Source organism: Acidobacteriaceae bacterium (genome assembly GCA_028283655.1).
Classification (GTDB): Bacteria; Acidobacteriota; Terriglobia; order Terriglobales; family Acidobacteriaceae; genus Granulicella.
Genome location: JAPWKE010000001.1, coordinates 216,023 through 242,599, shown reverse-complemented (window position 1 = coordinate 242,599; position 26,577 = coordinate 216,023). Strand labels below are relative to the sequence as shown.

The following is a 26,577-nucleotide window of genomic DNA, read 5'->3' as shown; positions in this document are numbered from 1 at the left end:
CAGGTCCGTATGCAAACACTTGCTCCTTGCGTTACTCGCATGAAGGTCGCCGTGAAGACTCGGTTTTCGCTGAAGCTCGCGTTGCTTTGTGCTGGCACTCTTTGTGCGGCTGCGCCGTATGGCGCAGCGCAGCGAGCAGCGACTACGCCTGCAGAACCCAATCTCACGCTTGGCAGCCTTGTCGAGCATCTTCCAGAGCACGTCTCTCCTGCGAACCCGCTGCAGATCAGCATGGTTGCCGAGGAGGCAACAGCCTCCGAGCGGGACAACGCGATCCCTCAGCTCATTCGGTGGACCAGCGATGAGCGCCTGAGAGTCCGCCAGAACGCGATGATGCTTCTGGGGCTGCTTTACCTGCCCGGAGCGAAGCGTCCGGCGCACTCCCCGTACGCTTCGCTTCCGGTTCAATATCTGCCGACGATTGCGGCACACCTTCGCGATCCAGACCTCATCCTTCGCAGGGGTGCGTTTTTAGCCCTGCAGCCCACAGAGCTCAGCGGCTCCGGCCTGCAGGAACTCATTCACCTAGTCCTTCCGATGCTTCGCGAGCCGGACGTTCTGGTGCAGGCTCCTGACCCGTTTTTTATCGAGAGCCAACAAGCGCATTCTTGCGCAAATGAACGCAGAACAACAGGCAAAGTTTAGAGCATCGGTACGCCCAAGACTGCTCCCAGCGGATGGCCCGCAGTTGCTACATTTCCTCACCGCTCTTCCAGGGCTGGAAGAGAACGATGACGCGATCATCACGTTTCTCGATCGTCCGGACCAGACCAAAGAGACTCTCGGCGATAGTCTTCACACGATCGCGCTAGGCAATGCCAGCGAACGAGTGAACGACGAAGCACTTCGTCGGGTCTTTGAGAAGAAGGCCATGACCGCGTATCTGCTGCAGTTCGTTTCCAGCCTCAGGCTAAACGCAACGCAACTGGAGCAGGAGCGCAGTCGCCTGCAAGTGCTCTCTACCGACCCGTCCGCCACGAGGGGGCAGAGAGATGCTGCGAGCGTTGTGCTCAAATGCTGGAACGGCGACCGCCATGCTTTTTGCCAGCCACCGGGCGAAGATATCAACGAGCAGCCGGCTTCTGAGTAACGGAAGACCAGCAACGGCGAGCAAGCTCTGCTACTCTGCGGCCAGCACCTTATGCAAACACTTCTTCGCTGGTTCACTGCAATCGCTGTCACTCTTCTGCTCTGTTTTGCGGCTGTAGGAGCATGGCTTTATTACTGGCCGGTTGCGGGGTATGACCGCGCTTCTGCCGCAGCGTTTACGCCTGCAACGGAAGGCGATGCCAACGCGACGGGATGTCTGCCGAAGCTTCACGTTTATACCGTCGAAGAGTTGAGACCGCAGTTCCCTGCTCTGCGCGCGGCCGAAGGCGACCCGACCGATGGGCATTACACCGTCCAACTGGCCCGCATTCTGAGCTGCCCCGATGCGTCGCAGAAGACGTTTGTGCGACAGATGCGGGAGCTGCGCCTGGCCGCGCATCTGCGTCGGCAGTTTACTCGCGAAGAGCAGATGACGATGTTTCTCAACGTGGTGTACTTCAGCGATGAGCAGCGCGGTATCGACGCCGCAGCAAAGAGCTTCTTCAACCAGACACCGCTGCAGATCGACACCGCAAAGAGAGCCTTGCTTGCAGGGCTGATCGCGCGGCCTGCGTATAGCTCCGTGCTCCAGCACCCTGACCATGCTCTACAGCGCAGAAACGAAGTGCTTCAGCGGATGCGTGAGCAAGGAATGCTAAGCGGCTCGGCGTGGCGCAGAGCGCGTGCCGAACCGCTGTTGGGAAAACGTTAGAGGAGAAGCCTTATTCCGTGGGCTAAAGCCTACGGCTACTCTTTGCCGACGACCAGCAACTGCTCGATCTTGCCGTCCTTCGTGAGATACGTGCTGAGGTGAACGGTGCCCTTCTCAAACTCTGCGCTGTAAGCACCAAAGGTCATGCCACCGCGCTGTGCGCTCCGCAGAAGCTTCACGCTCTTCAACGCGCCCAGCGGAGCGAGCGTGGACTGGAAGTCCGAGAGCGTCTCCGGAGTGAAGTAGTACGCGGCGTTTGAGGTCAGTGCGCTGCGATCAATCTTCGCCTGCTGCAGCTCAGGCAACAACGTGCGTAGTGTCGAGACCAGCGTATCGCCGGACGCAGCAACTGGCTTTGCAGAGTCAGGGAAGAGCAGCGGAAGGATGCCGTGAGCGATGGAGCCGGCCGCCGAAGAAGCCACCTCATTCGTCAACACGACGATCGCTGCACCGTCGTCCGGGAACGCGATATTTTCTGCGACGTAACCGCCGACCTCGCCGCTATGCTCCAGTGCGCGATGGCCGTTGAGCGTGCGCGTAAACACTCCGAAGCCATAGTTAGAGGGTTTACCGCTTGTGAAGGTAAACGCGGTCTCCATCATCTTGTAGCTCTCGGGAGACAGCAGTGACTTCTTCGCGAAGGAGAGGTCCCACTCCGCGAGCGTCGACGGCGGCATGGCAAGATCGCCGTCGCCGTCGTACCAGCCTGCAGCCTCCAGCGGCTGCACACGGACAGGCGCAAGCGCGTGCGAGACGTAGCCGGTGACTTCGAGCTTCTCGCGCTCTCGGTAGGTGTTGAAGACGCCCTTCAGTTGGAGCGGCGTAAAGATGTTTTCGCGCAGGAACTGCATCAACGGCTTGCCGGAGACCTTCTCCACGATCAGGCCGAGAATCACATAGTTCGTGTTCGAGTACTGCCACTCGCTGCCCGGCTCAAAGTCCAGCGGCTTCGTCGCCCACTCGGTCACGTTCTTCAGCGGCGAGACCTCGTGCATCCATGCGGGGATGATGTAATCCTGCGGCGCGTAGTCTTCGTAGCCGGAGGTCATGGTGAGCAGGTTGCGAAGCTTGACGTCGTTCGCTCGCGTGAACTTCGGGAAGTACTTGGCGACGGGGTCGTCGACGGAGAGCTTCCCCTGCTGCTGCAGCAGGAGAATCGCCGCAGCCGTGAACTGCTTGGAGACCGAGCCGATGGGATACGCGATCAACGGTACGGAGGGCCGCGGCGGTTGAACGTTCGCGAGCCCAAACGAGTGTGCGTAGACAACCTTGCCGTTCTCCGCAATGGCGACTGACGCCGAAGGCACGCCGGTATCTTTGAGCACCTTCTGCGCAATGGCTTCTACCTGCTGCTGGGTAGCGGCAGGTAGTTCCTGGGCAAAGGTGGCGACGGTGCAAACGGCAAGAAGTGCGGCGGCGGAAAGGACAAGGCGCATGTCGACAGCATACCGCTGCCAGCCGTCTAGACGTAGCCGCAAAGTGAGGCGACGCGGTGCGCCCACTCGTCTTCCGTCGGCAAAGCAGGCGGCGGCGGCGCAGACATCTGGCCATTGGTGGCAAGAAAACGCATCATCGCCTCCAGCTTCGGAGCAAGCTCCTCTTCGCCGCCCGTGAGCACCGAAGCCCATGGCGTATCGAGCAGAATGTCGGAGACGCCGGAGTCGCGGTGCAGCAGCACAGGGATACCACGCGCCAGCGCTTCGACAGCCGGAATGCCGTAACCCTGCACCGCAGGCATCAGGAAGAGATGGGCGCTGTCGTAAAGCCCATCGAGTGCATCGTCCGGGACGAAGCCATGGAAGTGGACGCGCTCGCTGAGGCCGAGTTCCGCAGCGCGTGCACGCATCGCCTCCAGCAAAGAGCCCTTACCGGCAAGGTCAAACCGCCAGGGGATCTGCGAAGAAAGCGGAGGCTGCTGCCGCTCCAACGAGGCAAGCGCGTTCAGCATCCAGTCGACGCGCTTGTTCGCCTCGATGCGGCAGACGGACAACAGGCGCAACTCGCCATCGAAGGGACGACGGACAAACCCGGACAGGCTCACGAAGCCGCCCATGCGGGCGATCTGTGCGCGGACACCGAACTCCTTGCGGCAGTCCTGTTGCAAAAACTCGCTGGTGACGATCGTCTGGCCGCGGCGAAGCCCAATGCCGATGATCTTGTTCGAGACCCACGTCCGCAGACGCTGCTTGAACGACTGATCGCGAAGCTCCTCCACCTCAAAAAGCACTGGTGTGTCATGCATCAGGCAGTGGAACGAGCCGATGCGTGCCAGCGTGGCGTGCAGAGCAGGTTGGTAGCCGGAGAGCAGCGGCCGAGAGGTGTAATGATGCGTCGCAAAGTACTGTTTGAGCGCCGCGATCTTGGCGCGCACGCCACCAGCAGGCTTTAGCTCATGAATCGGCAGCGGAAAGTCAGCATACTGCGCAAAGTTGCATTGATCTTCATAGACGACCAGGTGCGCCGCGCGTCCCTGCGAATGCAGCCAGCGAGCCATGGCAAGCAGGCTGCGCTCGGCTCCTCCTAGCGAATCAAGCTGCGCGATAACAAGCGGCACGGAATCAGGGTGCTGGAGTGCGTACTCTTGGGACGTCTGCATGGCTGTCCCTCATGGTACGTTGTCTGGCATTGGAACAACACGCGAGGCAGTGACAACGCCACATCCTGCATCTGTAAGTAGAGCAAGAAAAATCGGGCACGGAACGAGAACGAGGCAAACGAAGTGAGCGAGAACGAACGCTGGTCGATGTGGCGAAGCCGCACGTTGTTCCTGGTGTCCGCAGTCGGAGTCGTGCTGATGCCTGATCTTCATGCACACATTGCTGTTCCCGTTGACCGGCGCCGTTGCGCTGGCGGTCGTGCTGCACGAGCCTCGGCTGTGGCTGCGCAAGCGCATGGGAGCGATGGCCTGTGCGTGGCTGCTGCTGGGGGCCGTCACCGTCGCTGTCGTTCTGCCGAGCATCCTGGTGGTGCGCACGCTTGTGGTTGAAGCCATGCAGGCCACGCACTATGTGGCCAGCGGTGACGCCGCAGATGACATGCAGCGCTTTGCCGATCAGCACCACAAGATCGGCCCGCTGCTCGAGCAAGGGCTCGACCAGCTCGCACCCGACCAGGAGGGCAAGCGCGTCGCAGGCATGGCCGCCGGATGGATGGCGACCGGCTTCCGCAACGTTGCGGTTGGCGTCTTCCACATCGGCCTGATGCTCTTCCTGCTCTTCTTTTTGCTGCGCGATGCGGAGACCGCACACGCAACCCTGCTGTCGTTGCTGCCGATGCCGGACAAAGAGGCCCGCCCGTTCCTGAAGCGGCTCGGCGAGGTGACCCACGCCATCTTCCTTGGCCGCTTCCTCATCGCCGGAATTCAGGGCCTGCTCTCCGGGCTGGCCTACCTGCTGCTCGGCGTTCCGGGAGCCCTGCTTTGGGCGGCCATCACCGCCATCCTCTGCCTGATCCCTGCGTTTGGCGCCTTTCTGATCTGGGTTCCCGTAACGATCTACCTCGCGCTGGCCGCAGGATGGACCAAGGCGATCATCATGGCGGTCTGGGGCGGAGTCATCGTCAGCAACCTCGACAACGTCCTCTACCCCGCGCTGGTGGGTCGCAGGACAGACCTCCACACTGCTGTGATCTTCGTCTCCGTCTTCGGCGGGCTGGGGATGTTTGGCTTCGCAGGCTTCGTGCTCGGGCCGGTGATCGTCGCCGCGACCATGCTGCTGGTGCAGAGCTGGAAGCAGCATATGGAAAGCTCAGACGAGCTGGCATAGCGTTTCCCTCTACGCGTTGCCGCAAAGCAGAAAGGCCACCCTTGCGGGTGGCCTTTCGTTTGCCTTGTGAGGCGAGGGTTAGTCGTTTTCGCTCTGCTTCCACTTGAGCAGGTCGCCCAGTGTGGTGGAACCGGAGTTGCTCGAGGAGTTCTGGCTCTTGCTGCTTCCGCCGCGTGCCGATTCCTTGTAGGACTCGACTTCCGCACGTGAAGCTTCTTCGCCAACCGCCTTGATGCTCAGGCCAACCTTCTTCTCTTCCTGGCTCATCTTGACGATCTTGAACTCGTGCTCGTCACCAGCGTTGAGTTCGAGCTGACGACCGCTCTCATCCACTGCTTCCGATACGTGGCAGAGGCCTTCAACGCCTTCAGCCAGCTCAATGAACGCGCCGAACTGAGCGGTGCGAAGAACCTTGCCCTTGACCACGTCACCGACGCGGTGCTGAGCGAAGAAGGTGTCCCAGACGTCCGGCTGAAGCTGCTTGATGCCGAGCGAGAGGCGACGGTTTTCCGGCTCGACGCCGAGAACAACAGCCTTGACCTTCTCACCCTTCTTCAGCACTTCCGAAGGATGCTTGATGCGCTTGGTCCACGACAGGTTCGAAACGTGAACCAGGCCGTCGATGCCGTCTTCGATTTCGATGAATGCACCGAAGTCGGTCAGGTTGCGAACGCGACCTTCCACTTCCATGCCCACCGGATACTTGCCTTCAAGCTCTTCCCAGGGGTTGTCTTGGAGCTGCTTCATGCCAAGCGAAATGCGGCGGTCGTTCGGGTTCACCGAGAGGATGATCGTGTCGACTTCATCGCCGGGCTTGACCATCTTCGACGGGTGCTTCATGCGCTTGGACCAGGTCATCTCGCTGACGTGGACCAGGCCTTCGATACCCTGCTCGAGTTCGACGAACGCACCGTAGTCGGTGACCGAGAGTACGCGGCCACGAACCTGTGCGCCCACCGGGTAACGCTCAACGGCGTCGAGCCACGGATCAGGCGTGAGCTGCTTGAAGCCGAGCGAAACGCGCGACTTTTCCTTGTCGAACTTGAGAACCTTGACCTGGATCTCATCGCCCACGTTGACGAGGTCACGCGGGTGGGTGAGACGGCCCCAGCTCATATCGGTGATGTGCAGCAGACCATCGAGGCCGCCCATATCAACGAATGCGCCGTAATCGGTCAGGTTCTTCACAACACCGGTGAAGACTGCGCCTTCTTCGAGGTTCTGAAGCGTAACGTCCTTCTTGGCGTTCTGCTCTTCCTCGAGGATTTCCTTGCGGGAAACCACGACATTGCCGCGCTTCTTGTTCAGCTTGATGACGCGGATTTCCAGTTCCTGGCCGATGTAGCCGTCGAGGTTGCGCACGGGGCGCACTTCGACCTGCGAGCCAGGCAGGAATGCCTTGATGCCGATATCAACGGTCAGACCACCCTTGACACGCGAAAGGACCATGCCCTTCACCGGGGTCTTCGAGTTGCAGGCTTCTTCGAGAGTGTCCCAGACCTTGTGACGCAGGGCCTTCTCGTGCGAAACGAGATAGCCGCCTTCGGCCTCTTCACGCTCCACAACCACTTCCACGCTGTCACCCACGTTGAACTTGGGCGCGCCGGTGTGATCGACGACCTGGTCCAGCGGGATAAGACCTTCGCTCTTCAGACCGATGTCGACCACGACGTGCTTGTCGGTGATCTTCACAACGGTGCCGACGACGATGGACTCTTCAGCAGTCATCGACTGGGCAGCGTCCTTTTCGGCAGCCTGCTCGCGATCAAAGCTCTCAAGTGCCTTCGCGAAATCGTCCGCGTCGTACTCGGGCTCTTCGTTGATAGCGACAGCAGCAGCAACCGGAGTGGTCTGCTCTTCGATGAGGTTGGTGGCGGTGGTTTCGGTTGCCGGGGTTTCGGCTACCGCTTCGTTGGAGGTGGGTTCAAGTGTGGTGTTCAGGGCTGTGCTCTCGGTTGAAGTGATGTTGTCAGGCATGCTGATGTGTGTTCTCCGGGATCCTTTGTTCACTGGCGTCCGTACATCGAGCAGCGACTTGCAGAGCCGGAACGTTGGTGGCGTGAGGACACGCGGCCAAGGTGGCCGAAACTACAGGTCGAGATGTCAGGCGGGAGTGAAGGTGTTGCTCAACCCAGTGCGTCTTGGATCCCGCACGCATGGGCTACAAGATCAAGTGTAGCAGCCGCCAGAACAAGCGGTCAATTGCAGGGTCATCGAAAACCTTTGATTTTGGCCGCTGCAACGGGCTTTCAACAAAGCACGGCCTTCCCCTTCAGATGCACCACACGCCATTTAGTCGCAGAACGAACAAAGCGCTTGTCCAATCGTCCCTTGAGAAGCCGTCCTCTCCACCCTCGCCGGTATACTCGGCTGGATGGAGGCTCGATGGATAGGCTTTGGACGCCGTGGCGCTACGCGTACGTAACAGGTGGAGAAAAACGTAGCACCAAACGAGGCGTGCCGGAGGCCCTGGAAGCCTGGCCCGGCGACCATCACTGCGTCTTCTGCAACATGCTGGCCTCGGTCGAGTGGGCCGTCGAACATGGCATGGCTCGCGAAGCCGCCGAAAAGTCGACCTGGATCCTCGATCGCGGCGAGTTTTGCTACCTCGTCCTGAACGCCTTTCCCTACAACGGCGGCCATCTGATGGTGGTTCCCTATCAGCACGAAGCCTCGCTCGCAGCGCTGCCTGCGGCCACCACCGACGAGATGATGCGGCTGGCTCGCCGGGCCGAACGCGTCCTCCGCGTGGTCTACAAGCCCGACGGCATCAATATGGGGCTGAACCTGGGCGAAGCTGCCGGTGCCGGAGTCGCCCACCACGTCCACCTGCACGCCGTCCCGCGCTGGAGCGGAGACACGAACTTCATGACAGTCGTTGGCGAGACACGCGTTCTTCCCGAGATGCTCGACGACAGCTGGCACCGCCTCCGCAAAGCACTCGCCGAAGATCCCACAGAAGCGCCCACTTCTGCCGCTTAGTCGTTCGGGCAGCAGAAGTTACCCCAAAACCAGTGCGCCGTACCAAGCGGAGCAGGCAAAGGTTTGCCTGCTTGGTTACCAAGCCAAATCGCGCAAACCCTTGTCGTTACTGCTTATTTTCGTTCTGCTAAATTTTTGTGAACAAGTACCTGAAAGACAACTCCCACCAAAGTACCGGCGTCATAGTTACTAATGATCGCTTTCCGCGACTCGAGGAACTTTGCCATGCCAACTCCAAGCATTTTGCCGATTGATGGTAACCGTAGCTCCTCCCGCCGGAACAGCCATGGCGGGATGGCCTTCGTGACTGAACTACAGATGCGGCAGCCGCAGGACGGTGCTGCCGACTACGCGCCGCTCGCGATTCAGGCTCATCTCGCAGGTTTGGGATCCGAACCGGAAGATGCTCGCCTGACTGGTTCGACGCGCTCCTTATTCCGCCGCGCTCTGGGGCTCAATATTCTTGGCCTCTCTGCTCCGGTAAAGGCTGCTCCCGCGAAGGCAACCGTAGCCTCCACGACGGCAGCAGAAACGACAGCGCGAGCTGTCCTCGAAGAGATCACCCGGCAAGTGGCGTAGCTGGCATAACGTCACAGCACTTCCTGCAAAGAGCAAACTCGATCCTCGGATCGAGTTTTTGCGCTCTGTGCCCTCTGTGCGCCTACCGTTCAGGTGCATTCTCTGAACCCCGAAGCCAGATCGGGATCGCGCGCTGAAAGAAGCGGTCTGAGTCGTTGTGCAGGCAGACCTCCGCATTGGGAGTTCCAGGCCGCTCGCGCGTATACCCCTCGGCGTCCACCTCAAGATGTATCAGCGTCATCGGGCAGGTTGCCGGATCAATCGCATACAGGGCCGCCACCGCATCGAACGCCGTCGGAACCGGCCAGTGCTGGTTCGCCATCCACTGCGCGGTCAGCAGTGCAAGAACGTCCGTCAGCGGTGTGCTGGCACTAAAGATCAACGACCGCTTCGTCTCGTCCACCGGAATCTGCGTGCCATCCAGCGGCAGCACAAACAGAGGAACACCGCTGTCAAAAACCTTCTTCGCCCCGGCAATATCCATCTTGATGTTGTACTCAGCCGAAGGTTGGTTGCGCGGCAGCAGGAACGGCGGCTCGCCGTATCCCCGGCGCACCGAACCACCCATCATCACTATGCGACGAAGCTTGCGAAAGGCGGCCGGGTCGCGCTCAAACGCTGCACCCAGGTTTGTCATCGGACCGACAGCCACAACCGTCACCTCGCCGGGATGCTGCGTCGCCATCTCAAGCAGAAAAGCCACCGCATCGCCATGCGTCTTTGCCGGAGAACGTTCGGCCCAACGCTTCTGCGTAAAGCTCGCCATCTGCGGGTGCGTCTTCTCCGGCCCGGCAAACACCGGAATCTCCGTATGCCCCGTCTCGGCCAGGAAGCGATCGAGCAAACGGGCCCGCAACGCCGTATCACCCCAATCAGCTGTCACACCCAGCAAATGAACCGAAGGGCTGTTCAGCAACAGACCTAGCGCAAAGGCATCATCGATGTCATCGCCGATATCGGTATCGAAGACCACGAGCTGCGGCTTCGCTGGGGACTGTGCAAGAGATCGCAACGGAGCTGCGGCAACAAACACGAAGGCGGCAACAGCCAGGAAACGCTTCAGAGCCATGCCCTTCAGCATAATGCGAAACGGCTACTCGTCGTGAGGGGAGCCGTGCGGGTACGGGCGCATCGGCGTCGCTTCAAAGTTTGTAATCTTCCACCCCGTCGGGCGACGCTGGTAGACGCGCGTGGACTGGAAGCGGCCATGAACCTTGTGCCCGTCGATGCTGCCGTCCAGATCGGCAGAGGAGGTCACAATCGCCACTCTCTGCCCGATTAGCTTCACCTTCACATCGTCCGTGGAAAGGCTCGTGACCATCATGGTGCGGTCGCGCATCCGGTCAATCTGCTGCAACTTGGTCATTACCTGCCCGTTGCCGCTGATCCCCAGATAGTCGTCCGACATCAGCTTGTCCATCACCACGGTGTCGTTGCTTGAGGTCGCCTTCCGCCACTGGTCGTCAATGGCGAGCACTTCGGCGCGCAGATCACGCTTGGCCGCCTTCTTGACCTTGGGTGCAAAGGCAAAAGCCGCGCTCGCAAAAACGAACGCGACCAGCGCGAAAACGATGAGTCGACGGGATGTGCTGAGCAAGCGCATTGACTTATCGCGGATGTTAGACCGGAAGCGTGGCATACGTCAAAAGACGCAGTAGCCCTGGGGAAAGACTACGCAATCGCGTGCAGATTCTCGACATGCCGCTCGAGCATCTTCTGGTAAAGCCCGCCAATCGCATGCTGTTTGAAGTGCTCGGTGCCGCGATGGTGCTCCACCGCCCCCTCATCCCGATACTGCTCATAGATAAGAACCGTGTCCGGATGCCCTTCGACCCAGTGCGGAATGTAGCTGACGCAGCCCGGCTCCTGACGCGAAAGCCGCGTCAGCTCGACGAGATCGTGCTGAATATCCTGGTGGTCTTCCGAGCGGAAGGTCATACGAACAGCGAAGGAGATCATGAATAAGCCCTTTGAAAAGAAAGAACGCGGCGAAGGAAAGCTTATTCCTCCGCCGCGTTGCGAGAAACGAAAAAACGAAGTCTAACCGAGAACAGCAGCAAAATCGGGCAGTGTCATCGTCTGGACACGATCCGGGCCGGTCGAGATCATACCAATCTTCGCTCCCGACTCCTGAGCCACAAACTCCAGGTACTCCTGCGCCAGCTTCGGCAGCTTGTCGTACTCGGTGATGCCTTCGGTCGAGCAGTTCCAGCCCTTCACCGTCGTATAAATCGGCTCAATCGTCTTGAAGCCGCGGATGTCAGCCGGGATCGTATCCGTCAGCTTGCCGTCGACCTTGTATGCCGTGCAGACCTTGATCTCTTCCAGCTCGTCCATCACGTCCATCTTCGTCACCACCAGCCACTCGGTGGAGTTGATCATGTTCGAGTAGCGAAGCAGCGGCAGATCCAGCCAGCCGCAGCGACGCGGGCGTCCGGTCACAGCACCAAACTCATTGCCGCGACGAGCCAGCAGTTCGCCATCCTGGCCAAAGTCTTCTGTCGGGAACGGGCCTTCACCCACACGCGTCACATACGCCTTCGTCACACCGATGACCGTACCGATCTTGGTCGGACCAACGCCCGTACCGGTCACAGCGCCACCCGAGGTGCAGTTCGAGCTGGTGACAAACGGATACGTTCCGTGGTCGATGTCGAGCAACGCACCCTGCGCGCCTTCGAACATCACGCTCTTGCCGTTGTCGAGCGCCTTGTTCAGCATCTCGGCCGTATCGGTCACATACGGTGCCAGCTGCTCGGCAAAGCGAACGTAGTCTTCGTACATTTGCTTCGGATCGAGCGGCTCGGTGCCGAAGAGAGCATGCGCAATGGTGTTCTTCTCGTGGCAGGCGTTGTTGATGTGCGTACGCAGCAGCGAGGTGTTCAGCAGGTCGGCCACACGCAGGCCGTTGCGATGAATCTTGTCTTCATACGCCGGTCCAATACCGCGACGCGTCGTTCCAATCGTCTGACGACCGGGAGCGGTCTCTGCTGCCAGCTCGATCATGCGATGGTACGGCAGGATGACCTGCGCACGGTTGGAGATGAAGAGCTGCTTGGCAGCAGGGTCATGCGCAGGCAGACCAGCGTCCTTCAACTTTTTGATTTCGGCAAGGAAAGCGGCTGGGTCGAGGACGACGCCGTTGCCGATCACGCCCACGCAGCCGGGGCGCAGTACGCCACACGGAATAAGCTGCAGAACGATCTTCTTACCTTCGATGATGACGGTATGACCAGCATTGTGGCCACCGGCGTAACGTGCAACGATGTCGAACTTTTCGCTGAGAACGTCGACAATCTTGCCTTTGCCTTCATCGCCCCACTGGGCTCCAAGAATGACGGCTGACTTCGGCTGGGTTCTGGTGATCACGAGCGGGATGTGCTCCGGAAGGCAAAAGTACGCGGGCAAAACCACCGCGCCTTTGTGTCATTATACCGCCTCAGCTTCGGCAGGAGGCTCAACGTTTCCTCGGAATTGTCAGATCGAGGTCCGTCGCCGCGATCTGCTTGGTCAGCAAAATAATCTGCCCGGTGTGATATTCGAGATGCCCAAACGCCCGCGCCGACGCTGCCATCACGGTCGGGAAACGATAGCTTCCTGACGGCTGCGGATCGATGATCTCCAGCAGACGGTCCGCGGAAACCGCCGCAAACGCCTCCCGGCAAGCCGCCAGCGTGCCCTGCAGCTGAGAGAACGCTTCCCTGCCCGAGAGCTTCGGGGAAAGATCAAACTCCTGCTCACGCTGCCGCACGTCCTCTTGCCCGGCAACACCGTGCAGAACCCACTGCCGGATGTTTCCGTCGAGATGAAGCAGCAGGTTCACAATCGAGTTCTCGTGGTCGCCACCACGCTGCTGCATCTGCTCTTCGCTCAGACGTCCCAGGCAGTGCCCAATCTGCACTTCGCTGCGGTTCAGACTCCAGATCGCGTACTCGGTAAAAGCGGCGGCAAGCGCATTTGCATCGGCCATAATGCTGCCATAGTACCCGGAGCGACGGCTGTGCGAGGATAGCCGCAATGGTCTCCGAGGAAACCCCTTCCCCCGAACTCAGCCAACATGGCCTGCATCGCCAACTGCGTATGCGCGATCTCGTTCTCGCGCAGGTGCTTACCGTCGTCGGCAGTTCCTGGGTCGGCATCGCCGCCGGGCTGGGTCGCGGTGAGTTCCTTGTGTGGGTTGCGGCGTTCGTCTGCTTCTACGCCCCCATGGCTGTTGCCGTCTTCTACCTGAACCGCGCCATGCCCCTCGAAGGCGGCCTCTACGTCTGGGCCCGCAAGGCCTTCGGCGACGCCGTCGGCTTCATGGTTGCCTTCAACGTCTGGGCCTACGCGATCAGCTCCATCGCCGCCATCCTCTTCCAGATCCCCAGCGAAATGGCGTTCATGATCGGCCCGCGCGCCGCCTCACTGCCCGAAAACCATAAGGTCGTCTACAGCATCCTCGCCGTCATCGTGCTGGTGCTGATGTGGGTCGCGCTACGCGGGCTCGGCTGGGGCAAGTGGCTGCACAACATCTCCGGCGCGGCCATGATCGCCGCCTTCGCCCTGCTCATCGTCGCTCCGCTCTGGGCGCTGGCCCACGGTGCGCACATCCACTGGAACCCCGCGCCGCTGCATCTCCCGGCTCATGATCTCACCTCGCTCTCGCTGATCGGCCAGGTCCTCTTCGCCGCCGCCGGGCTGGAGTACATCGCCATCATGGCCGGCGAAACCCACGCCGCCGAAAGCGCCATCAGCCGCTCCGTCATCATCGCCACCCCCATCGTCTTCCTCATGTTCACGCTGGGAACGGCCTCGGTGATGACCTTCCACGGCCTGCACTCGGGCGACGCCATCAACTACGTTGCGCCCATCCCGCAGACACTCGCGCAGGCTTTCGGCGAGCACGGCCCCATGGCCTGGGTCGCGAAGATCATCATGCTCCTGCTGCAGATCCGCATCATCGGCGCAGCAAGCTACCTTTTCACCGGCGCTACGCGCCTGCCCATGACCGCAGGCTGGGACCACATGATCCCCGAATGGTTCGCGCGGCTCAACAGCCGTAAGATCCCGGCCAACTCCATCCTGCTCACCAGCCTCGTGGTGGCAGCCCTGCTGGTACTGGCATCCGCTGGCGTCCACGCCGCAGAAGCTTTCGGTGTACTGAACGACGCTTCCAGCGAGTTCTACAACCTCGCCTACCTCGCCATGTTCCTCATTCCCATCTGCGGCGCACGGGCCATCCGCAAAGCCATGCCCCGCTGGGCCGCCTGGCTATGCGGCATAGGTGTCCTCGCCACGCTCTTCGCTACCCTGCTGAACGCCTATCCGTTCGTCGTCGTAGGCAGCGCCTCGGCGTTCACCGTAAAGATCGTGCTGACAACAGTTGGCGTAAACGCCCTGGGCTATCTCTTCTACACGCTACGCAGCCGTCGCACGGCCTGAGCCCGTCACAATCATCTGAAGCCATCTACAGCAGGTGGCCGATATACTGGGGCTGCTGCCACCCAACCGAATTTTCGTCAGGGAAAAACGCAGCAGGCCACGGCCGTTTGCCACGAGGGTAGAACCATCGATACAAAAACGCAGCGACGGCTGTATCTCGGCTTCCTTTCCAACTGGATAAGCCGCCTTTCCAGCTCCATCATCACCTTTGCCCAGGTTCCCATCTTCCTTCACTTCTGGGGAACCACGCTTTACGGCGAATGGGTTATCGTCAATGCGATCCCCTCGTACCTCGCGTTCAGCAACATCGGCTTTGGCTCCGTAGCGGGCAATGACATGACCATGCGGGAGTCCGCTGGCGACCGCGAAGGAACGCTGCGCGTCTTTCAAAGTTGCTGGTGGCTGATCACCGCTGCCTGCTCTACCGTTGGCCTCCTGCTCGGTCCAGTCGTCTACTTCGCTCCCATCGACAAGATGCTGAAGCTCACGGCGATCCAACTCTCAGACGCTCGCTGGATCATCTTCTACCTCGGCATCGCTGTGCTCCTCGGCCAGCTCGAGCAACTCCTCGGCGCAGCCTACACCTGCATCGCCCGCTACGCCGAAGGCTCGTTCTACAAGAGCATCATCTCGCTGCTGGCCTTCGCCGCCATGATCATTCCGGTGATGATGCATAAAGGCGCACGCACTACCGCGCTCGTCTACGCGCTCGCCAACATCGTCGGCACCATCATTCTTGCGATCAAGGTGCGCTACGACATCCCCTGGCTGCGCTTCGGCTGGCAACATGCCAGCTGGAACGAGATCAAGCGCATGAGCGGCCCGGCCATCGCCTTTCTGGGCTTCCCGCTAGGTAACGCCTTCAACCTCCAGGGAACCGTGCTCGCCGTGCAGTACGCTCTCGGCCCGCTGGATGTTGTGATCTTCTCCACCGCTCGGCAGGTCTCCCGTGTTGCACTGCAAATGGTGCAAATGGTGAACTCCACCTTCTGGCCCGAACTCTCCCTGGCCTTCGGTGCCAAGAACTGGGACCTCGTCAAGCTTCTGCACCGCCGCTCCTGCCAGCTTGCGCTTGGCATCGCTCTTGCGCTGGTCGCAGCCATGATGAGCTTTGGTCCCTGGTTCCTGACCCATTGGACCGCTGGCCACGTCCCACCAAGCAAGGGCCTGCTCGCCATTTTGCTCGGCGTTGTCGTCTGCTACTCGCTCTGGTCCACCAGCTCCACGCTGCTGGCTGCCACCAACCAGCATCAGAAGCTAAGCGTCTACTACATCATCGCCACCGGCCTGACGGTTATCTTCACCTACGTGCTCGCGCGCCATTACGGTCTGTTTGGGGCAGCTTCGTCTCTCATTCTCGGCGAGCTCATCATGAACTACTACGTTCTGCCGACTTCGCTGAAGCTCACCCACGACAACCTGCCCGACTTCATTCGCAGCCTCTGGGACATCCCTGAATCCGTTCGTCCTGCCGCCCTGCTCCGTCGTATCCTCCGCACCAGCCGTCCCGCCGAGGAAGAACAGTGATCGCAGAACTTCGGCTGGATAGCTCCAAACTCTGGTGGGGATACCTCGGCGTGCGCTCAAATCCCGAGCTCAGCGAAGGTCCCGGCACAGCCATCTTCTTCGACTCGCTCGAGCGAGTGCCTACCGACCGACGCGACCAGCCCGACACACGCTTCTACTTCATCTTCTGGGACGGCGTACAGACCGAAGCTCCACTGCAGCAAGCGCAAAGGCAACTCGGCGAAGCAGCCGAACTCGTCGCTCTCTTCGTCGGCAGCAGCGACCTCCCAGCCGGCTCACGCTTCCGCCCACAGCCTCTGTACCCACGCGGAGTTCTGCACTTCAGCAAGCCGGACTCTGAGTTCGACACGGCGGCCCGGCAGCGCATCAGCAAGCTGAAGGTGCGGCAGCGACTGATGCCGTTGAAAAATCTCCTGCAGGCCAACGTCAACCGCAAAGCCGGGCTCGACCTTCTGCTTGGCCGCGAACGCCTCGTCTTTTGCGGTGTCTTTCTCTTTTCCGAGGCCCTGCTTGAGCAGTTCTGCGGATACCACGGCGTAGCCCCTTCCCTCATCCGGGGCCGCGCGCTCTTCGAAGAAGACGCAGACCGCAGCTGGGATAGCTTCCTGCGATACCTCGACCGCGACGGCCGTTACTACGCCGGGCTGCTCGACAGCGGAGACGCTCCCCTCCCCTTCTTTCGCCGAATCATCCGCGTGATGATCCGCAGCTACTTCATCCTCCGCCTCGAGAGTGAAGGCGCACGCATGTTCACCAACGGCTGGACCAGCGGAAGCAATATCAACGTCTACACGACGCCGTTCTACCAGCAGCACCGCTTCCTCGACTTCGGCAGCGTCGCAGGCTCCGGCAACTATCCCCGTCTCTCTGACCTCGCCTACTTCCGCAAGAAAACCGTCTGCGTCGACGATCTCGACGAGCATCCCGACATCGTTCAAGCCGCCCGTGATGGCCGCCTCGAAGTACTCTTCAGCGAAGCCTACGAACGCCTCGCTCCCTCGATGCGAGTTCCTCAGTAGCTGAACCAGCTATCCTGAGCTTGTGCCCGAACTCCCCGAAGTCGAAACAGTTGCCAACGGCGTAGACGCCCGCGTCCGCGGACAGCGCATTGTCAGCGTGTGGACCAGCGGCAAGCCGCAGACCTTCAAAACACCCGAAGCCGAGATCGTCGAAGCCCTCACCGGCGCGACGATCGACCGCGTCCGGCGCGTCGGCAAAACGATCGCCATCGAACTGGCGCGCAAGAAAAAGCCAGCCGGGCAGTTCCTCGTGCATCTCGGCATGACCGGCCGCCTGCTCGTCTCGCAGCAAGCCGTGCCGCTGCCGCCACACACGCACGCTGTACTTTCCTTCGCCGACGGCCGCGAACTCCGCTTCGTGGATCCACGTCGCTTCGGCCGCCTGTCTCTCGCCGAAGGCTACGAAGGCCCCGGCGTTGAGCCCACCACCGTCACCGCCGACGCCTTCTCCACGCTCTTCAAAGCACGCAAACTCGCCATCAAGGCCGCGCTGCTCAACCAGTCCATCCTGCATGGGGTCGGCAACATTTACGCCGACGAAAGCCTCTTCCGCGCCGGCATCCGCCCCACGAAGCACGCGGGCAAGCTCACGAAGCTCGAGCTCCTCAAGCTCCACACCGCCCTGCAGGCCGTGCTGCTACACGCCATCCAGCTCGGCGGCTCCTCCGTCTCTGATTACGTGGACGCCGACGGGGTCCGCGGCTTCTTCCAGCTCGAGCACAAGGTCTACAGCCGCGCCGGAGAAGAGTGCAAAGACTGCGCCACGCCTCTCAAAAAGATCGTCGTAGGCGGCCGCACCACGGTCTACTGCCCACACTGCCAGAAGTAAACGACACAGGGTTTAGAACGCCCGGAACGCAGCGCGAATCTACCGCTCCACCCGAAACCCTCCCCCCGAAACCCTGCATTCACGCTACGATGGGCGTTATGCGAAAAGCCATTCTGGCGCTGACGGTAGCCGCCTTCGGCATCGGCACCTCTGAGTTCGTCATCATGGGTCTGCTGCCGGACCTCGCGCATTCGTTCTCCATCAGCATCCCCAAAGCAGGCGTCATCGTCTCGGTTTACGCGTTCAGCGTCGCCTTCGGCTCGCCGCTGGTGGCGATGGCCCTCGCCCGCGTCGAGCGCAAACGCTCACTCATCATCCTGATGAGCTTCTTCCTGATCGGCAACATCTGCTGCGCCTACGCGCCAAACTTTGAGCTGATGCTCTGCGCCCGCATCATCACCGCTCTCTGCCATGGAGCCTTCTTCGGCACCGGCAGCGTCGTCGCCTCGAACCTCGTACCGAAGAACAAGCGGGCCCAGGCCATCGCCACCATGTTCACCGGGCTCACGCTCGCCAACGTCCTCGGCGTCCCCGCCGGCACCGCCATCGGCCACGCACTCACCTGGCGAGCGACCTTCCTTTGCCTCGTGCCTATCGGCCTCATCGCCATGCTCGGCCTGATCTTCCTCGTCCCCACGCAGCCCCTGGAACCCGTCGAGCTTCGCCACGAAATCGCCACGGTCATCAAGCCCAAGGTGCTGCTCGTACTTGCACTCTCTACGCTCAGCTCCGTCTCGCTCTTCACCGTCTTCACCTACATCGCCCCCATGCTGGGCACAGCCACGCACCTCTCCGAAGGCGCCATCACCTGGGTGCTCGTCCTCTTTGGTGTCGGCATCACGGTGGGCAATCTGCTCGGCGGAAAGCTCAGCGACTGGCGGCAGATGCTCACCATCGTCGGCGGATATGCCGCCGTCGCCGCCGTACTGCTCGTGATGCCGCTAGCCATGCCTTACCGCTGGCCCATGGCCGCCATCGTGCTCCTATGGGGCCTCGTGCACTTCGCCGCCGGAGCACCGCTGCAGGCGCGCATCGTAGAAAAGGCCCGCCGCGCTCCGAACCTCGCCTCCACCCTCAATCAAGGCGCGTTCAACCTGGGCAACGCCCTTGGAGCCAGCCTCGGCGGCGTCATGATCGCCACCGGCTGCAGCTACAAAAAGCTTCCACTCGCGGCCGCTGCCGTCGCAGTCTCCGTGATCTTCATGGCGCTATGGGCCCGCCGACTCGACAAGACTATGCTCTCTGACCCCGACGCCGGTCCGCCGCTGGACTTCGTCGCCTTCCACTAGTCACACGCCCAAATACAAAGTGGGGCATGGCCTAGGCCATGCCCCGCTCGTTTGCAGAAACGTTTAGCTACGCGAGCACATCTGGCTGGCGGCAACCGCTGCACCCAGCACGCGTACCGCCTGGTCATCCGGCACCACTTCCATCGAGTAGTTCTGCAGGCAGCTCATCTTCACCATCTCGCTCAGATACTGCCGCAGCATGTTCATATCCAGGAAGCGGACATTGAAGCCAGTGAGGAAGAACTTACCACCGCCCGAGATATGCACGGCACTCGCCGTTGCTGCAGCCAGCGCACGATGCCAAAGCTTCTTGAACTCCAGGCAGCGATGGTCCGGCGACGTTTTGCGATTGGCTGCTTCGAAAACCTCTTCAGGCTCCATGTCCAGGAAGCGCAGGCGCATTGCACGATGGCCCATGATGCCTTCCAGATGCCCACGCCCGCCGCAACCACAGTAGTTCTCGCGATCATCCAGCGTAACGACCGTGTGGCCGCCTTCCCACGCGCCTTCCATGAACGGGTACACGCCGTAGCCAATGCCCGTCCCCAGCGTCCAGACACGGATGTTGCGGTCAAGCTTGCCATGCGTCGAAGCCAACCCTGCTGCCATCGCGTCTGCATCGTTCAACACGCAGACCCGCGTCTTCAGCCCGCGGTCCGCCAGGGCCTGCGTAATGCGCTGCTCCAGCCGCTCGCCCTTCAGTTGCGGAAAGTTCGGCGCGTCCTCCACCGAACCATTGCGGACAAGGCCCGGAATCGCCACACCGATGGCCTGCAGATGCGACTCATGCGTCCGCGCCAGCGGCAGCACCACATCGCAAATCGCCGCCACAAGCGACTCAGCCGGCAACTCCACCAGCGAGTTGTCGTCGTCCTCATCCTCAGGAATCGGGCTGTCGGGAAAGATCTTCAACTCGCCCGCAAGCGTGCCGTTATGGATCACGCCCGCATAAATACGCTGCGTCAGGATGACGCCAATGGTCGTAACGTGGCCATGGCCTTCGGGCGTACCCGACGTCGGTGGCGGTGCAATGACGGTCGTCGACATAATCGCGATCCCCTCTTCCCGGCTACTTTGTTGGACGGTCATGCGGCCAGAAAGCCGCGAGGTTCTGTGACGGTAGAACGCGAAACCCGCTGTCGTCAACGGGAATCGCTCAATTAGTCGAGACGGGAGACGCGATTGAGGCCATTAAATGCTGCAACCTTGTAGCACTCCGCGAGCGTCGGGTAGTTGAAAACCGTCTCCACGAAGTAGTCGATCTTACCGCCCAGCGCCATCACCGCCTGGCCAATATGCAGCAACTCTGCCGCACCTTCGCCGATGATGTGAACGCCCAGAATCGAGTGTGTTTCGCGGTGGAAGATCAGCTTCAAACGTCCCGTCGTATCGCCGCGAATCTGGCCACGCGCAATCTCGCGGTAGTACGCCAGACCCACTTCGTACGGCACATCTTCCTCCGTCAACTGCTCTTCGGTCTTGCCGATAAAGCTGATCTCCGGGATCGTATAGATGCCATAGGGATAGAAGCTCGGATTCGACACAATCGTCACATCGCCGAACGCACGCGCTGCCGCAATGCGGCCCTGCTCCATCGAGACCGAAGCCAGCGACGGGAAGCCGATCACATCGCCTGCCGCAAACACCGACGGACACTTCGTACGGAAGTCCTTGTCGACCGGGATACGTCCACGCGCGTCAGCATCAATGCCCGCAGCAGCGAGGTTCAACTCATCCACATTGCCCTGGCGGCCAACGGCATAGAGCAACGCATCGCCCTGCAGCTTCTTCTTGGACTCAAGCGTCGCAACAACCTTGCCGTCAATCTCTTCGACCGACTCGACTTCTTCGTTCAGACGCATCGTCACACGCGCATCGCGCAGGTGATAGCTCAGCGCCTCCACCATCTCGGTGTCAGCAAACTCCAGCAACCGCGGGCGGCGCTCAATCAGCGTGACACGCACGCCAAGGGCCGCAAACATGCAGCAATACTCCACACCGATCACACCACCGCCAACGATGATCATCGTCTGCGGCAGGTTCGTCAGGTTCAGGATCAGGTCGGAGTTGATGATCGTCGTGCCGTTGATCTGCACCTTGGGGCTGGTCGCAGGCTTCGTGCCGGTGGCGATCAGAATATTCGTCGCTTCGTACACCGTCGACCCGCGCGAGTTCGTCACGCGAACATGCGTGGGATCTTCAAAACTCGCCACACCCGTCAGCATCTCCACGTTGTTCCGCGAGAGCTGCGCATCGGTCACGTCGACCTCGGTCTTGATCACATGCTGAACGCGGAAGGCGAGATCTGCCATCGTGATGCGCTCTTTCACGCGATAGTTCATGCCATAGATCGACTTGTAGTTATAGCCGGAGAGATGCAGCACAGCTTCGCGCATGGTCTTCGACGGAATGGTGCCGGTGTTGATACAGGCGCCGCCGACGACTTCACGGCTTTCCACAAGGGCAACCTTCTTGCCCACTTTCGCGCCGTAGATGGCGGCTCGCTGGCCCGCGGGGCCGGAACCAATCACGATAAGGTCATACACAGTAGCCATAGGCGTCGAAACATACTCCAGAGCTTTAAGATGCAGACGCCACAGAGGCGCGAAAGTGAAGCAGTGAACCGCTGTCTATTCTAGACCCCTCGGATGAACGGCTCTAGCGATGAACACAAACGGCAGAAGCGAGGCATACACTGGCGCAGATGTTGAAAATGGCGATTGCCGACGAAACCACCACCGAAAACGACCTCAAACGCTGGATGCAGCAGGGTGTGGATTTCGTGCAACTGCGCGCGAAAAGCCTCAATGCGGGCGATCTGTTGCAGATGGCCAAACAATGGCAGCAAACCCTCCAGGGCAGTTCCTCCCGTCTGCTGATCAACGCCCGGGCAGACGTCGCCATGGCGGCCCACGCCGCTGGAGTCCACCTGACCTCCCGCTCGGGCGAACTCACCCCCGCACAAATCCGCTCCCTCATACCAGGAGCCTTCGTCAGCGTCAGCGCCCACACCCTCTGCGACGTGGAACGAGCCAACAAACAAGCCGCTGACCTTATCCTCTTTGGCCCTGTCTTCGAAAAACGCATTGCCGGCCGGATCGTCGTCCCGGGCACCGGCATCGCGGCATTAGCCGAGGCCTGCCGCGCCGCCACGAAGATTCCCGTACTGGCGCTCGGCGGCATCACGGAAGAAAACACCGAAGCCTGCCTGCAGGCAGGCGCGGCAGGCATCGCAGCCATCCGCCTCTTCGCGACGCGGCAGCAATAGAGACGGCGAGCCAAAGGCCGCCGTCTCCCCTCAATCCACCAGACCTACCGCTTCTTCTCTTCCGGGATGAAGTGTTCCTCCACCGCCTTCTGCATCAGGTTCGGCGGCAGCAATCCCTGCGCCAGAATGAAGTCGTGGAAGCGCAGCGGCACAAACTTCGGCCCCAGCGCTGCTTCCGTCTCCTTGCGCAGCGCCAGCAGCCGCGTAAAGCCGTAGAAGTAGCTGTTCGCCTGTCCCGGCATACGGAACGTGTAACGCTCCATCTCCTGGTTCGCAAACGGCACAGAGAAGCAAACATCCTTCGTCAGCACGTCCATGGCCTGCTTCGGAGTAATCTTCCCCGCCTGCAACTCCGGGTCAAGGAACGCACGCGCCGCGCGCAACAGACGGAACTGCAGGCTGATCAACTGCCCCTCTTCCGACATATACGGCTTCGTGATGTACTCCGCATACAAACCCCAGCCCTCGGCGTTCGTGGAGTTGAACGCATAGAGCGCACGCGCCTTCGACACGCCATGCTCCACCATCGAGTCAAACTGCAGTTCATGGCCCGGACGAGCCTCATGCGCAATCAGAGTCCAGCTCGCCGCGTCGAAGGTGTAATCGTCCACCTTGGCGGCCTTCGCCTCGCCCGCTCCAGCAGGCATATTCAGCGGAAGCACAAAGACACCGCGCTGCCCCGTGTTGTGCAGGAACGGCGGCGGCACCATGTGCGGTGCGGGCAACTGCGCGCTCTCTGCCGGTGTACCCAGACGAATAATCGCAGGCCGCGACGGCAGCGTCACAAGCTGGTGCTCCACGATGATCTTCTCAATCTCGTGCAACCGCTTCTCGTAGAACGGCAGGATCGCATCGCCTTCAATCTGCTGCTTCTTCAGCTCCGCGATCACGTCGCGATAATCTGTCGACTTCCATCCATGCTTCTTCGCAATGCTCGCCGCCAGCGGAACCATCTCCGCCTGGTACTCCGCAAACGCCTTGTGGGCCATCGCCGCAATCTGCTCCGGCGTGATGTCGATGCCAAAGCCCTCAAACGCAAGCTTGTACTCCTCCGGGGTCAGGCGGAAGTCTGTTCGCGCCTTCGGCAGCACCGTCGAACGCTCAAACTCGTCATACGCGGCGAGCTGCTTCTTCAGCGTCGCGTAGGCTTCTTCCCACCCCGTCAGCTTGTACTTGGTAAACAGCGCGGCAATGCCGTCCACAATCGCCGGATTGCGCCCAAGCTGCGTCAGCATCGCCTGCCGCGAGGGATAAATCACGCCGGGCTTGGCCATCTGCTCCCGCGTGCGCTCCATCATCACGTCCGTGTACGGGCGATAACCGCCCTCCAGCCCCGCATACTCCTTCAACCGCGTCACCGCCTTCGCGCGACGCTCCGGTGACATCTGGTCATCCAGCAGCACCTGCAGGCCGCCATACACGTCCATCGACGCATTGCTGTAGGGCACTCGATGCTGCCAGCTGAACTCCTGCTCGCGGAACCCCAGCTCCTCTGCGTGAATCAGAATCTGCAGGTCCTGGCGAACGTTCTCGTCCTTCTCCGTCTTCAGCGCGACCTTCAGCTTCGCGACCTCAGCCTCTTCCTCCGCACGCTGCTTCTTCTCCATCGCCAGCGTAGGGACCGAAATCCGCGCGTCTGCCGAGGCAATGCCCTGCGACGACGCCTCTTCCGGCGAGTAGCGCAGGCTGATCTCCAGCAACTGCTTCGTAAACGCATCCGAGCGAGCAATCCAGGCAGGCTGAGCGTCTACAGGCTTCGCCGCAACCGGCGTTTGCGCAGCAGCCGTGGCGGCAGCAGCGAACAGAAGGGCAGAAAGGGCAACACGCACGATAAGGTGGCTCCTGAAGAATTCGGGTGAGATCGGCAACAGCGGCGCAGATATCCCTGCGCGCTGCGTTGCACTCCAGCATACGACCCACATCCGCTCCAGCCTCTAGGTAGCAAAAGAAACAGTGCATGAGAAAATGAAGGTTGGAGGGTGCAGACCATGATGATTACGCCAGAACTACTTGCCGACGAGTCCCTGGAATTTGACCAGGCAATTCCGGCAGGCGAGATCGAGTACGCGCCCGACGTTCGACAGATCGGCCCGCTCGCCATCAAAGGCCAGGCCGACCTGCTCATCGAGCACCGCGGGCCCAAGGAAGAAGTAGAAGACATTCGCCTGCGCGGAAAGTACGAAGGCAACTTCGAACTCCTCTGCGCACGCTGCCTCGACCCCATCCAAAAGCATCTTTCTGGCCGCTTCGACCTCATTTTTCGCCCCGGCGGCGTCGATGCCGAGGCTGGCGAACACGCAATTTCTGAAGATGAGACAGAAATCGGTTATTATGAACAAAGCGGCCTGCGGCTGGAGGACGCCGTGCGTGAGCAGGTTCTTTTAGGCCTGCCCGGACGGACTCTTTGCCGAGAGGACTGCAAGGGCTTGTGTCCGTCGTGCGGCGTGAACCGCAACACTACGGATTGCAACTGCAGCGAAACGCCGTCCGATCTGCGCTGGAATGCGCTGGCCGGGCTATCGTTGCCGCCAAAGTCCTAACGCAGATCTCCGTGCTCACAAAGCCGGCTGCAAAATTTTAGAACTTCCGGATTCTTGATCTGCCGGTTCGCGGTACGTTCGCCGCCTGCGGTCAGGAAACGTTTGAGAGGAATACCATGCCTAATCCTAAGCGCCGCCACTCCAAGCAGCGTACCGCCAAGCGCCGTTCGCACGACTTCCTTACGCCCAACACCGGCGTAGGCAACTGCCCCAACTGTGGCGCCAAGCGCGTTCCCCACACTGTTTGCGCTTCCTGCGGACAGTACAAGGGCCGCCAGTATGGCCCGGACAAGACTGCAACTGCAGCCTAAGTCCCTTTCCTGCAATTTCTAACGCGAACAGCACGGCTCAGGCCGTGCCTTTCGTGTTGAACATCACGATACCTATCGAAAGATTTCCGCCTCACTTCGCGGTACCCTCACTGAGATATGTCCATCGACATCGTTCTGGATGCCATGGGAAGCGACAAAGCTCCCGACCCTGAAATCCGCGGAGCCATACTCGCTGCTCGCACCCTGCCAGGAGTTCGCATTCACCTGGTGGGACCGGAAGACATTCTGCGTCCGAAGCTTCGCGAAGCCCTCAAAGCCTCCTCAGGTGGCGGCTTCGTCGTCGGCTCCTCCAAGCGCGAGCGCCTGCCCATCTTCATCGTCCAGGCCAGCGAGTGGATCTCCATGGAAGACAAGGCCGCACAGGCTGTGCGCTCCAAGCGTGACTCCTCCATGCGTGTCGGGCTGAAGATGGTGCGCGAAGGCCGCGCGGCAGGCTTCGTCACGGCCGGCAACACCGGCGCAGCCATGGCCACCGCCAAGATGGTGCTCGGCTCGCTCCGCGGCGTCGACCGCCCTGCCCTGGCCACCATTCTGCCGACCAGCACCGGAGCACCCTGCGTTCTGCTGGACGTCGGTGCCAACGTGGACTCAGACCCCGACAACCTGCTGCAGTTCGCCGTCATGGGCCACATGTATTCGAAGAACGTGCTGCGGGTCGCCCGTCCGCGCGTCGGCCTGCTCTCCATCGGCGAAGAAGACTCCAAGGGCAATACGCTCGTTCGCGACACCCTGCCGCTGATGCGTGAACTCGGCACACGCGGCGTCATCCACTTCCTGGGCAACGTCGAAGGTCGCGACCTCTACAACGGCAGCGCCGACGTCGTCGTCTGTGATGGCTTCGTAGGCAACGTCGCGCTGAAAACCTCGGAAGGCATCGCCAGACTCGTCAACTCGAGCCTGCGTGAAAGCCTGAAGTCGACGGTGACCTCACAGGTGGGCGCCTTGCTCAGCCAGCGCGCCTTCAAGGCCTTCAAAAAGCGGCTCGACTACTCCGAATACGGCGGCGCACCGCTGCTCGGCGTTCGCGGCGTAGCCATCGTCGGTCATGGCAGCTCAAACGAGCGCGCCATTATGAATGGCATTCGAGTGGCAGCGGAGTTTGCGGATGCTGACGTAAACGCAGCGATTGAAACCGCTCTCGAACCTGCCGCCAGTTGATCCGCCGATAGACGGCAACCGACACAAAACACAATTTGAGTGCGACGTATGCGGTGATCATGTGT

General features: G+C 60.8%; 26 protein-coding genes. 15 read left to right on the top strand and 11 right to left on the bottom strand.

Translation table 11 applies throughout. The features are described from left to right. The first annotated feature begins 51 nt into the window (after nucleotides 1-51). From PW792_01090 to PW792_01080, 3 genes are read left to right on the top strand one after another with little or no spacing between them, the layout of a single operon-like run. Nucleotides 52-645 (top strand): hypothetical protein, encoded by a 594-nt coding sequence (locus PW792_01090; protein MDE1160521.1) that lies wholly within the window; start codon nucleotides 52-54, stop codon nucleotides 643-645. A gap of 43 nt (nucleotides 646-688) precedes the next feature. Further along, on the top strand, nucleotides 689-1,090 hold the full coding sequence (locus tag PW792_01085; protein ID MDE1160520.1) for a hypothetical protein: 402 nt from the start codon (nucleotides 689-691) through the stop codon (nucleotides 1,088-1,090). A 51-nt stretch (nucleotides 1,091-1,141) separates the two neighbouring features. Further along, the gene (locus PW792_01080; protein ID MDE1160519.1) at nucleotides 1,142-1,801 is read left to right on the top strand and encodes a transglycosylase domain-containing protein; all 660 of its coding nucleotides are present in this window, start codon (nucleotides 1,142-1,144) and stop codon (nucleotides 1,799-1,801) included. A gap of 35 nt (nucleotides 1,802-1,836) precedes the next feature. Here the strand turns inward: PW792_01080 and PW792_01075 are convergent, their stop codons facing one another. Both PW792_01075 and PW792_01070 read right to left on the bottom strand, forming a co-directional pair. Further along, complete coding sequence (locus tag PW792_01075) at nucleotides 1,837-3,237, bottom strand: serine hydrolase (GenBank protein ID MDE1160518.1); 1,401 nt, start codon at nucleotides 3,235-3,237, stop codon at nucleotides 1,837-1,839. A 26-nt stretch (nucleotides 3,238-3,263) separates the two neighbouring features. Further along, on the bottom strand, nucleotides 3,264-4,397 hold the full coding sequence (locus tag PW792_01070; protein ID MDE1160517.1) for a glycosyltransferase family 4 protein: 1,134 nt from the start codon (nucleotides 4,395-4,397) through the stop codon (nucleotides 3,264-3,266). Nucleotides 4,398-4,608: 211 nt separating this feature from the next. Between PW792_01070 and PW792_01065 the strand changes: the two genes are divergently transcribed. After that, complete coding sequence (locus PW792_01065; GenBank protein ID MDE1160516.1) at nucleotides 4,609-5,565, top strand: AI-2E family transporter; 957 nt, start codon at nucleotides 4,609-4,611, stop codon at nucleotides 5,563-5,565. A gap of 78 nt (nucleotides 5,566-5,643) precedes the next feature. Here the strand turns inward: PW792_01065 and PW792_01060 are convergent, their stop codons facing one another. Beyond that, complete coding sequence (locus PW792_01060; protein ID MDE1160515.1) at nucleotides 5,644-7,542, bottom strand: 30S ribosomal protein S1; 1,899 nt, start codon at nucleotides 7,540-7,542, stop codon at nucleotides 5,644-5,646. Nucleotides 7,543-7,950: 408 nt separating this feature from the next. Between PW792_01060 and PW792_01055 the strand changes: the two genes are divergently transcribed. Together PW792_01055 and PW792_01050 are read left to right on the top strand one after the other, a co-directional pair. After that, a complete protein-coding gene (locus PW792_01055; GenBank protein MDE1160514.1) occupies nucleotides 7,951-8,547 on the top strand; it encodes an HIT domain-containing protein in 597 nt (198 codons plus the stop codon). 225 nt (nucleotides 8,548-8,772) lie between these two features. Then, entirely contained in the window at nucleotides 8,773-9,126 is a 354-nt protein-coding gene (locus tag PW792_01050) for a hypothetical protein (protein MDE1160513.1), read from the top strand. 82 nt (nucleotides 9,127-9,208) lie between these two features. Here PW792_01050 and PW792_01045 read toward each other — a convergent pair whose 3' ends face one another. From PW792_01045 to PW792_01025, 5 genes are all read right to left on the bottom strand, one after another. After that, nucleotides 9,209-10,195, bottom strand: a complete 987-nt coding sequence (locus PW792_01045) for a nucleoside hydrolase (GenBank protein ID MDE1160512.1) — start codon at nucleotides 10,193-10,195, stop codon at nucleotides 9,209-9,211. A 24-nt stretch (nucleotides 10,196-10,219) separates the two neighbouring features. Continuing rightward, the gene (locus PW792_01040; protein ID MDE1160511.1) at nucleotides 10,220-10,723 is read right to left on the bottom strand and encodes a nuclear transport factor 2 family protein; all 504 of its coding nucleotides are present in this window, start codon (nucleotides 10,721-10,723) and stop codon (nucleotides 10,220-10,222) included. A 74-nt stretch (nucleotides 10,724-10,797) separates the two neighbouring features. Next, complete coding sequence (locus tag PW792_01035) at nucleotides 10,798-11,085, bottom strand: antibiotic biosynthesis monooxygenase (protein ID MDE1160510.1); 288 nt, start codon at nucleotides 11,083-11,085, stop codon at nucleotides 10,798-10,800. Nucleotides 11,086-11,166: 81 nt separating this feature from the next. After that, a complete protein-coding gene (locus PW792_01030; GenBank protein MDE1160509.1) occupies nucleotides 11,167-12,495 on the bottom strand; it encodes an adenylosuccinate synthase in 1,329 nt (442 codons plus the stop codon). 88 nt (nucleotides 12,496-12,583) lie between these two features. After that, a complete protein-coding gene (locus PW792_01025; protein ID MDE1160508.1) occupies nucleotides 12,584-13,096 on the bottom strand; it encodes a DUF1572 family protein in 513 nt (170 codons plus the stop codon). A 47-nt stretch (nucleotides 13,097-13,143) separates the two neighbouring features. Between PW792_01025 and PW792_01020 the strand changes: the two genes are divergently transcribed. From PW792_01020 to PW792_01000, 5 genes are all read left to right on the top strand, one after another. After that, nucleotides 13,144-14,550 (top strand): APC family permease, encoded by a 1,407-nt coding sequence (locus PW792_01020; protein ID MDE1160507.1) that lies wholly within the window; start codon nucleotides 13,144-13,146, stop codon nucleotides 14,548-14,550. Nucleotides 14,551-14,892: 342 nt separating this feature from the next. Beyond that, nucleotides 14,893-16,077 carry a polysaccharide biosynthesis C-terminal domain-containing protein gene (locus PW792_01015; protein ID MDE1160506.1) on the top strand — a complete coding sequence of 395 codons (1,185 nt, stop codon included), beginning with the start codon at nucleotides 14,893-14,895 and terminating at the stop codon, nucleotides 16,075-16,077. Continuing rightward, on the top strand, nucleotides 16,074-17,096 hold the full coding sequence (locus PW792_01010; protein ID MDE1160505.1) for a hypothetical protein: 1,023 nt from the start codon (nucleotides 16,074-16,076) through the stop codon (nucleotides 17,094-17,096). Before PW792_01015 ends, PW792_01010 begins: the two co-directional genes overlap by 4 nt. 22 nt (nucleotides 17,097-17,118) lie before the next feature. Next, entirely contained in the window at nucleotides 17,119-17,925 is an 807-nt protein-coding gene (gene mutM, locus PW792_01005; GenBank protein MDE1160504.1) for a bifunctional DNA-formamidopyrimidine glycosylase/DNA-(apurinic or apyrimidinic site) lyase, read from the top strand. 98 nt (nucleotides 17,926-18,023) lie between these two features. Further along, nucleotides 18,024-19,214 carry an MFS transporter gene (locus PW792_01000; protein ID MDE1160503.1) on the top strand — a complete coding sequence of 397 codons (1,191 nt, stop codon included), beginning with the start codon at nucleotides 18,024-18,026 and terminating at the stop codon, nucleotides 19,212-19,214. 63 nt (nucleotides 19,215-19,277) lie between these two features. Here the strand turns inward: PW792_01000 and PW792_00995 are convergent, their stop codons facing one another. Both PW792_00995 and sthA read right to left on the bottom strand, forming a co-directional pair. Beyond that, nucleotides 19,278-20,261 (bottom strand): ROK family protein, encoded by a 984-nt coding sequence (locus tag PW792_00995; protein ID MDE1160502.1) that lies wholly within the window; start codon nucleotides 20,259-20,261, stop codon nucleotides 19,278-19,280. A gap of 113 nt (nucleotides 20,262-20,374) precedes the next feature. Continuing rightward, complete coding sequence (gene sthA / locus PW792_00990) at nucleotides 20,375-21,769, bottom strand: Si-specific NAD(P)(+) transhydrogenase (GenBank protein ID MDE1160501.1); 1,395 nt, start codon at nucleotides 21,767-21,769, stop codon at nucleotides 20,375-20,377. A gap of 158 nt (nucleotides 21,770-21,927) precedes the next feature. On the opposite strand from sthA, the gene PW792_00985 reads away from it, so the two are divergent. Next, nucleotides 21,928-22,482 (top strand): thiamine phosphate synthase, encoded by a 555-nt coding sequence (locus PW792_00985; protein ID MDE1160500.1) that lies wholly within the window; start codon nucleotides 21,928-21,930, stop codon nucleotides 22,480-22,482. A gap of 44 nt (nucleotides 22,483-22,526) precedes the next feature. Here the strand turns inward: PW792_00985 and PW792_00980 are convergent, their stop codons facing one another. After that, nucleotides 22,527-24,311 (bottom strand): DUF885 domain-containing protein, encoded by a 1,785-nt coding sequence (locus PW792_00980; GenBank protein ID MDE1160499.1) that lies wholly within the window; start codon nucleotides 24,309-24,311, stop codon nucleotides 22,527-22,529. A 159-nt stretch (nucleotides 24,312-24,470) separates the two neighbouring features. Here PW792_00980 and PW792_00975 point away from each other — a divergent pair, with 159 nt between their 5' ends. The 3 genes from PW792_00975 (at nucleotide 24,471) to plsX (ending at nucleotide 26,512) form a co-directional block, all read left to right on the top strand. Beyond that, complete coding sequence (locus tag PW792_00975; protein MDE1160498.1) at nucleotides 24,471-25,022, top strand: DUF177 domain-containing protein; 552 nt, start codon at nucleotides 24,471-24,473, stop codon at nucleotides 25,020-25,022. Between the two features lie 116 nt (nucleotides 25,023-25,138). Further along, nucleotides 25,139-25,333, top strand: a complete 195-nt coding sequence (gene rpmF / locus PW792_00970; protein ID MDE1160497.1) for a 50S ribosomal protein L32 — start codon at nucleotides 25,139-25,141, stop codon at nucleotides 25,331-25,333. Nucleotides 25,334-25,450: 117 nt separating this feature from the next. Beyond that, nucleotides 25,451-26,512: a phosphate acyltransferase PlsX gene (plsX, locus tag PW792_00965; GenBank protein ID MDE1160496.1), complete on the top strand. Its 1,062-nt coding sequence runs from the start codon at nucleotides 25,451-25,453 to the stop codon at nucleotides 26,510-26,512. Nucleotides 26,513-26,577: the final 65 nt, after the last annotated feature.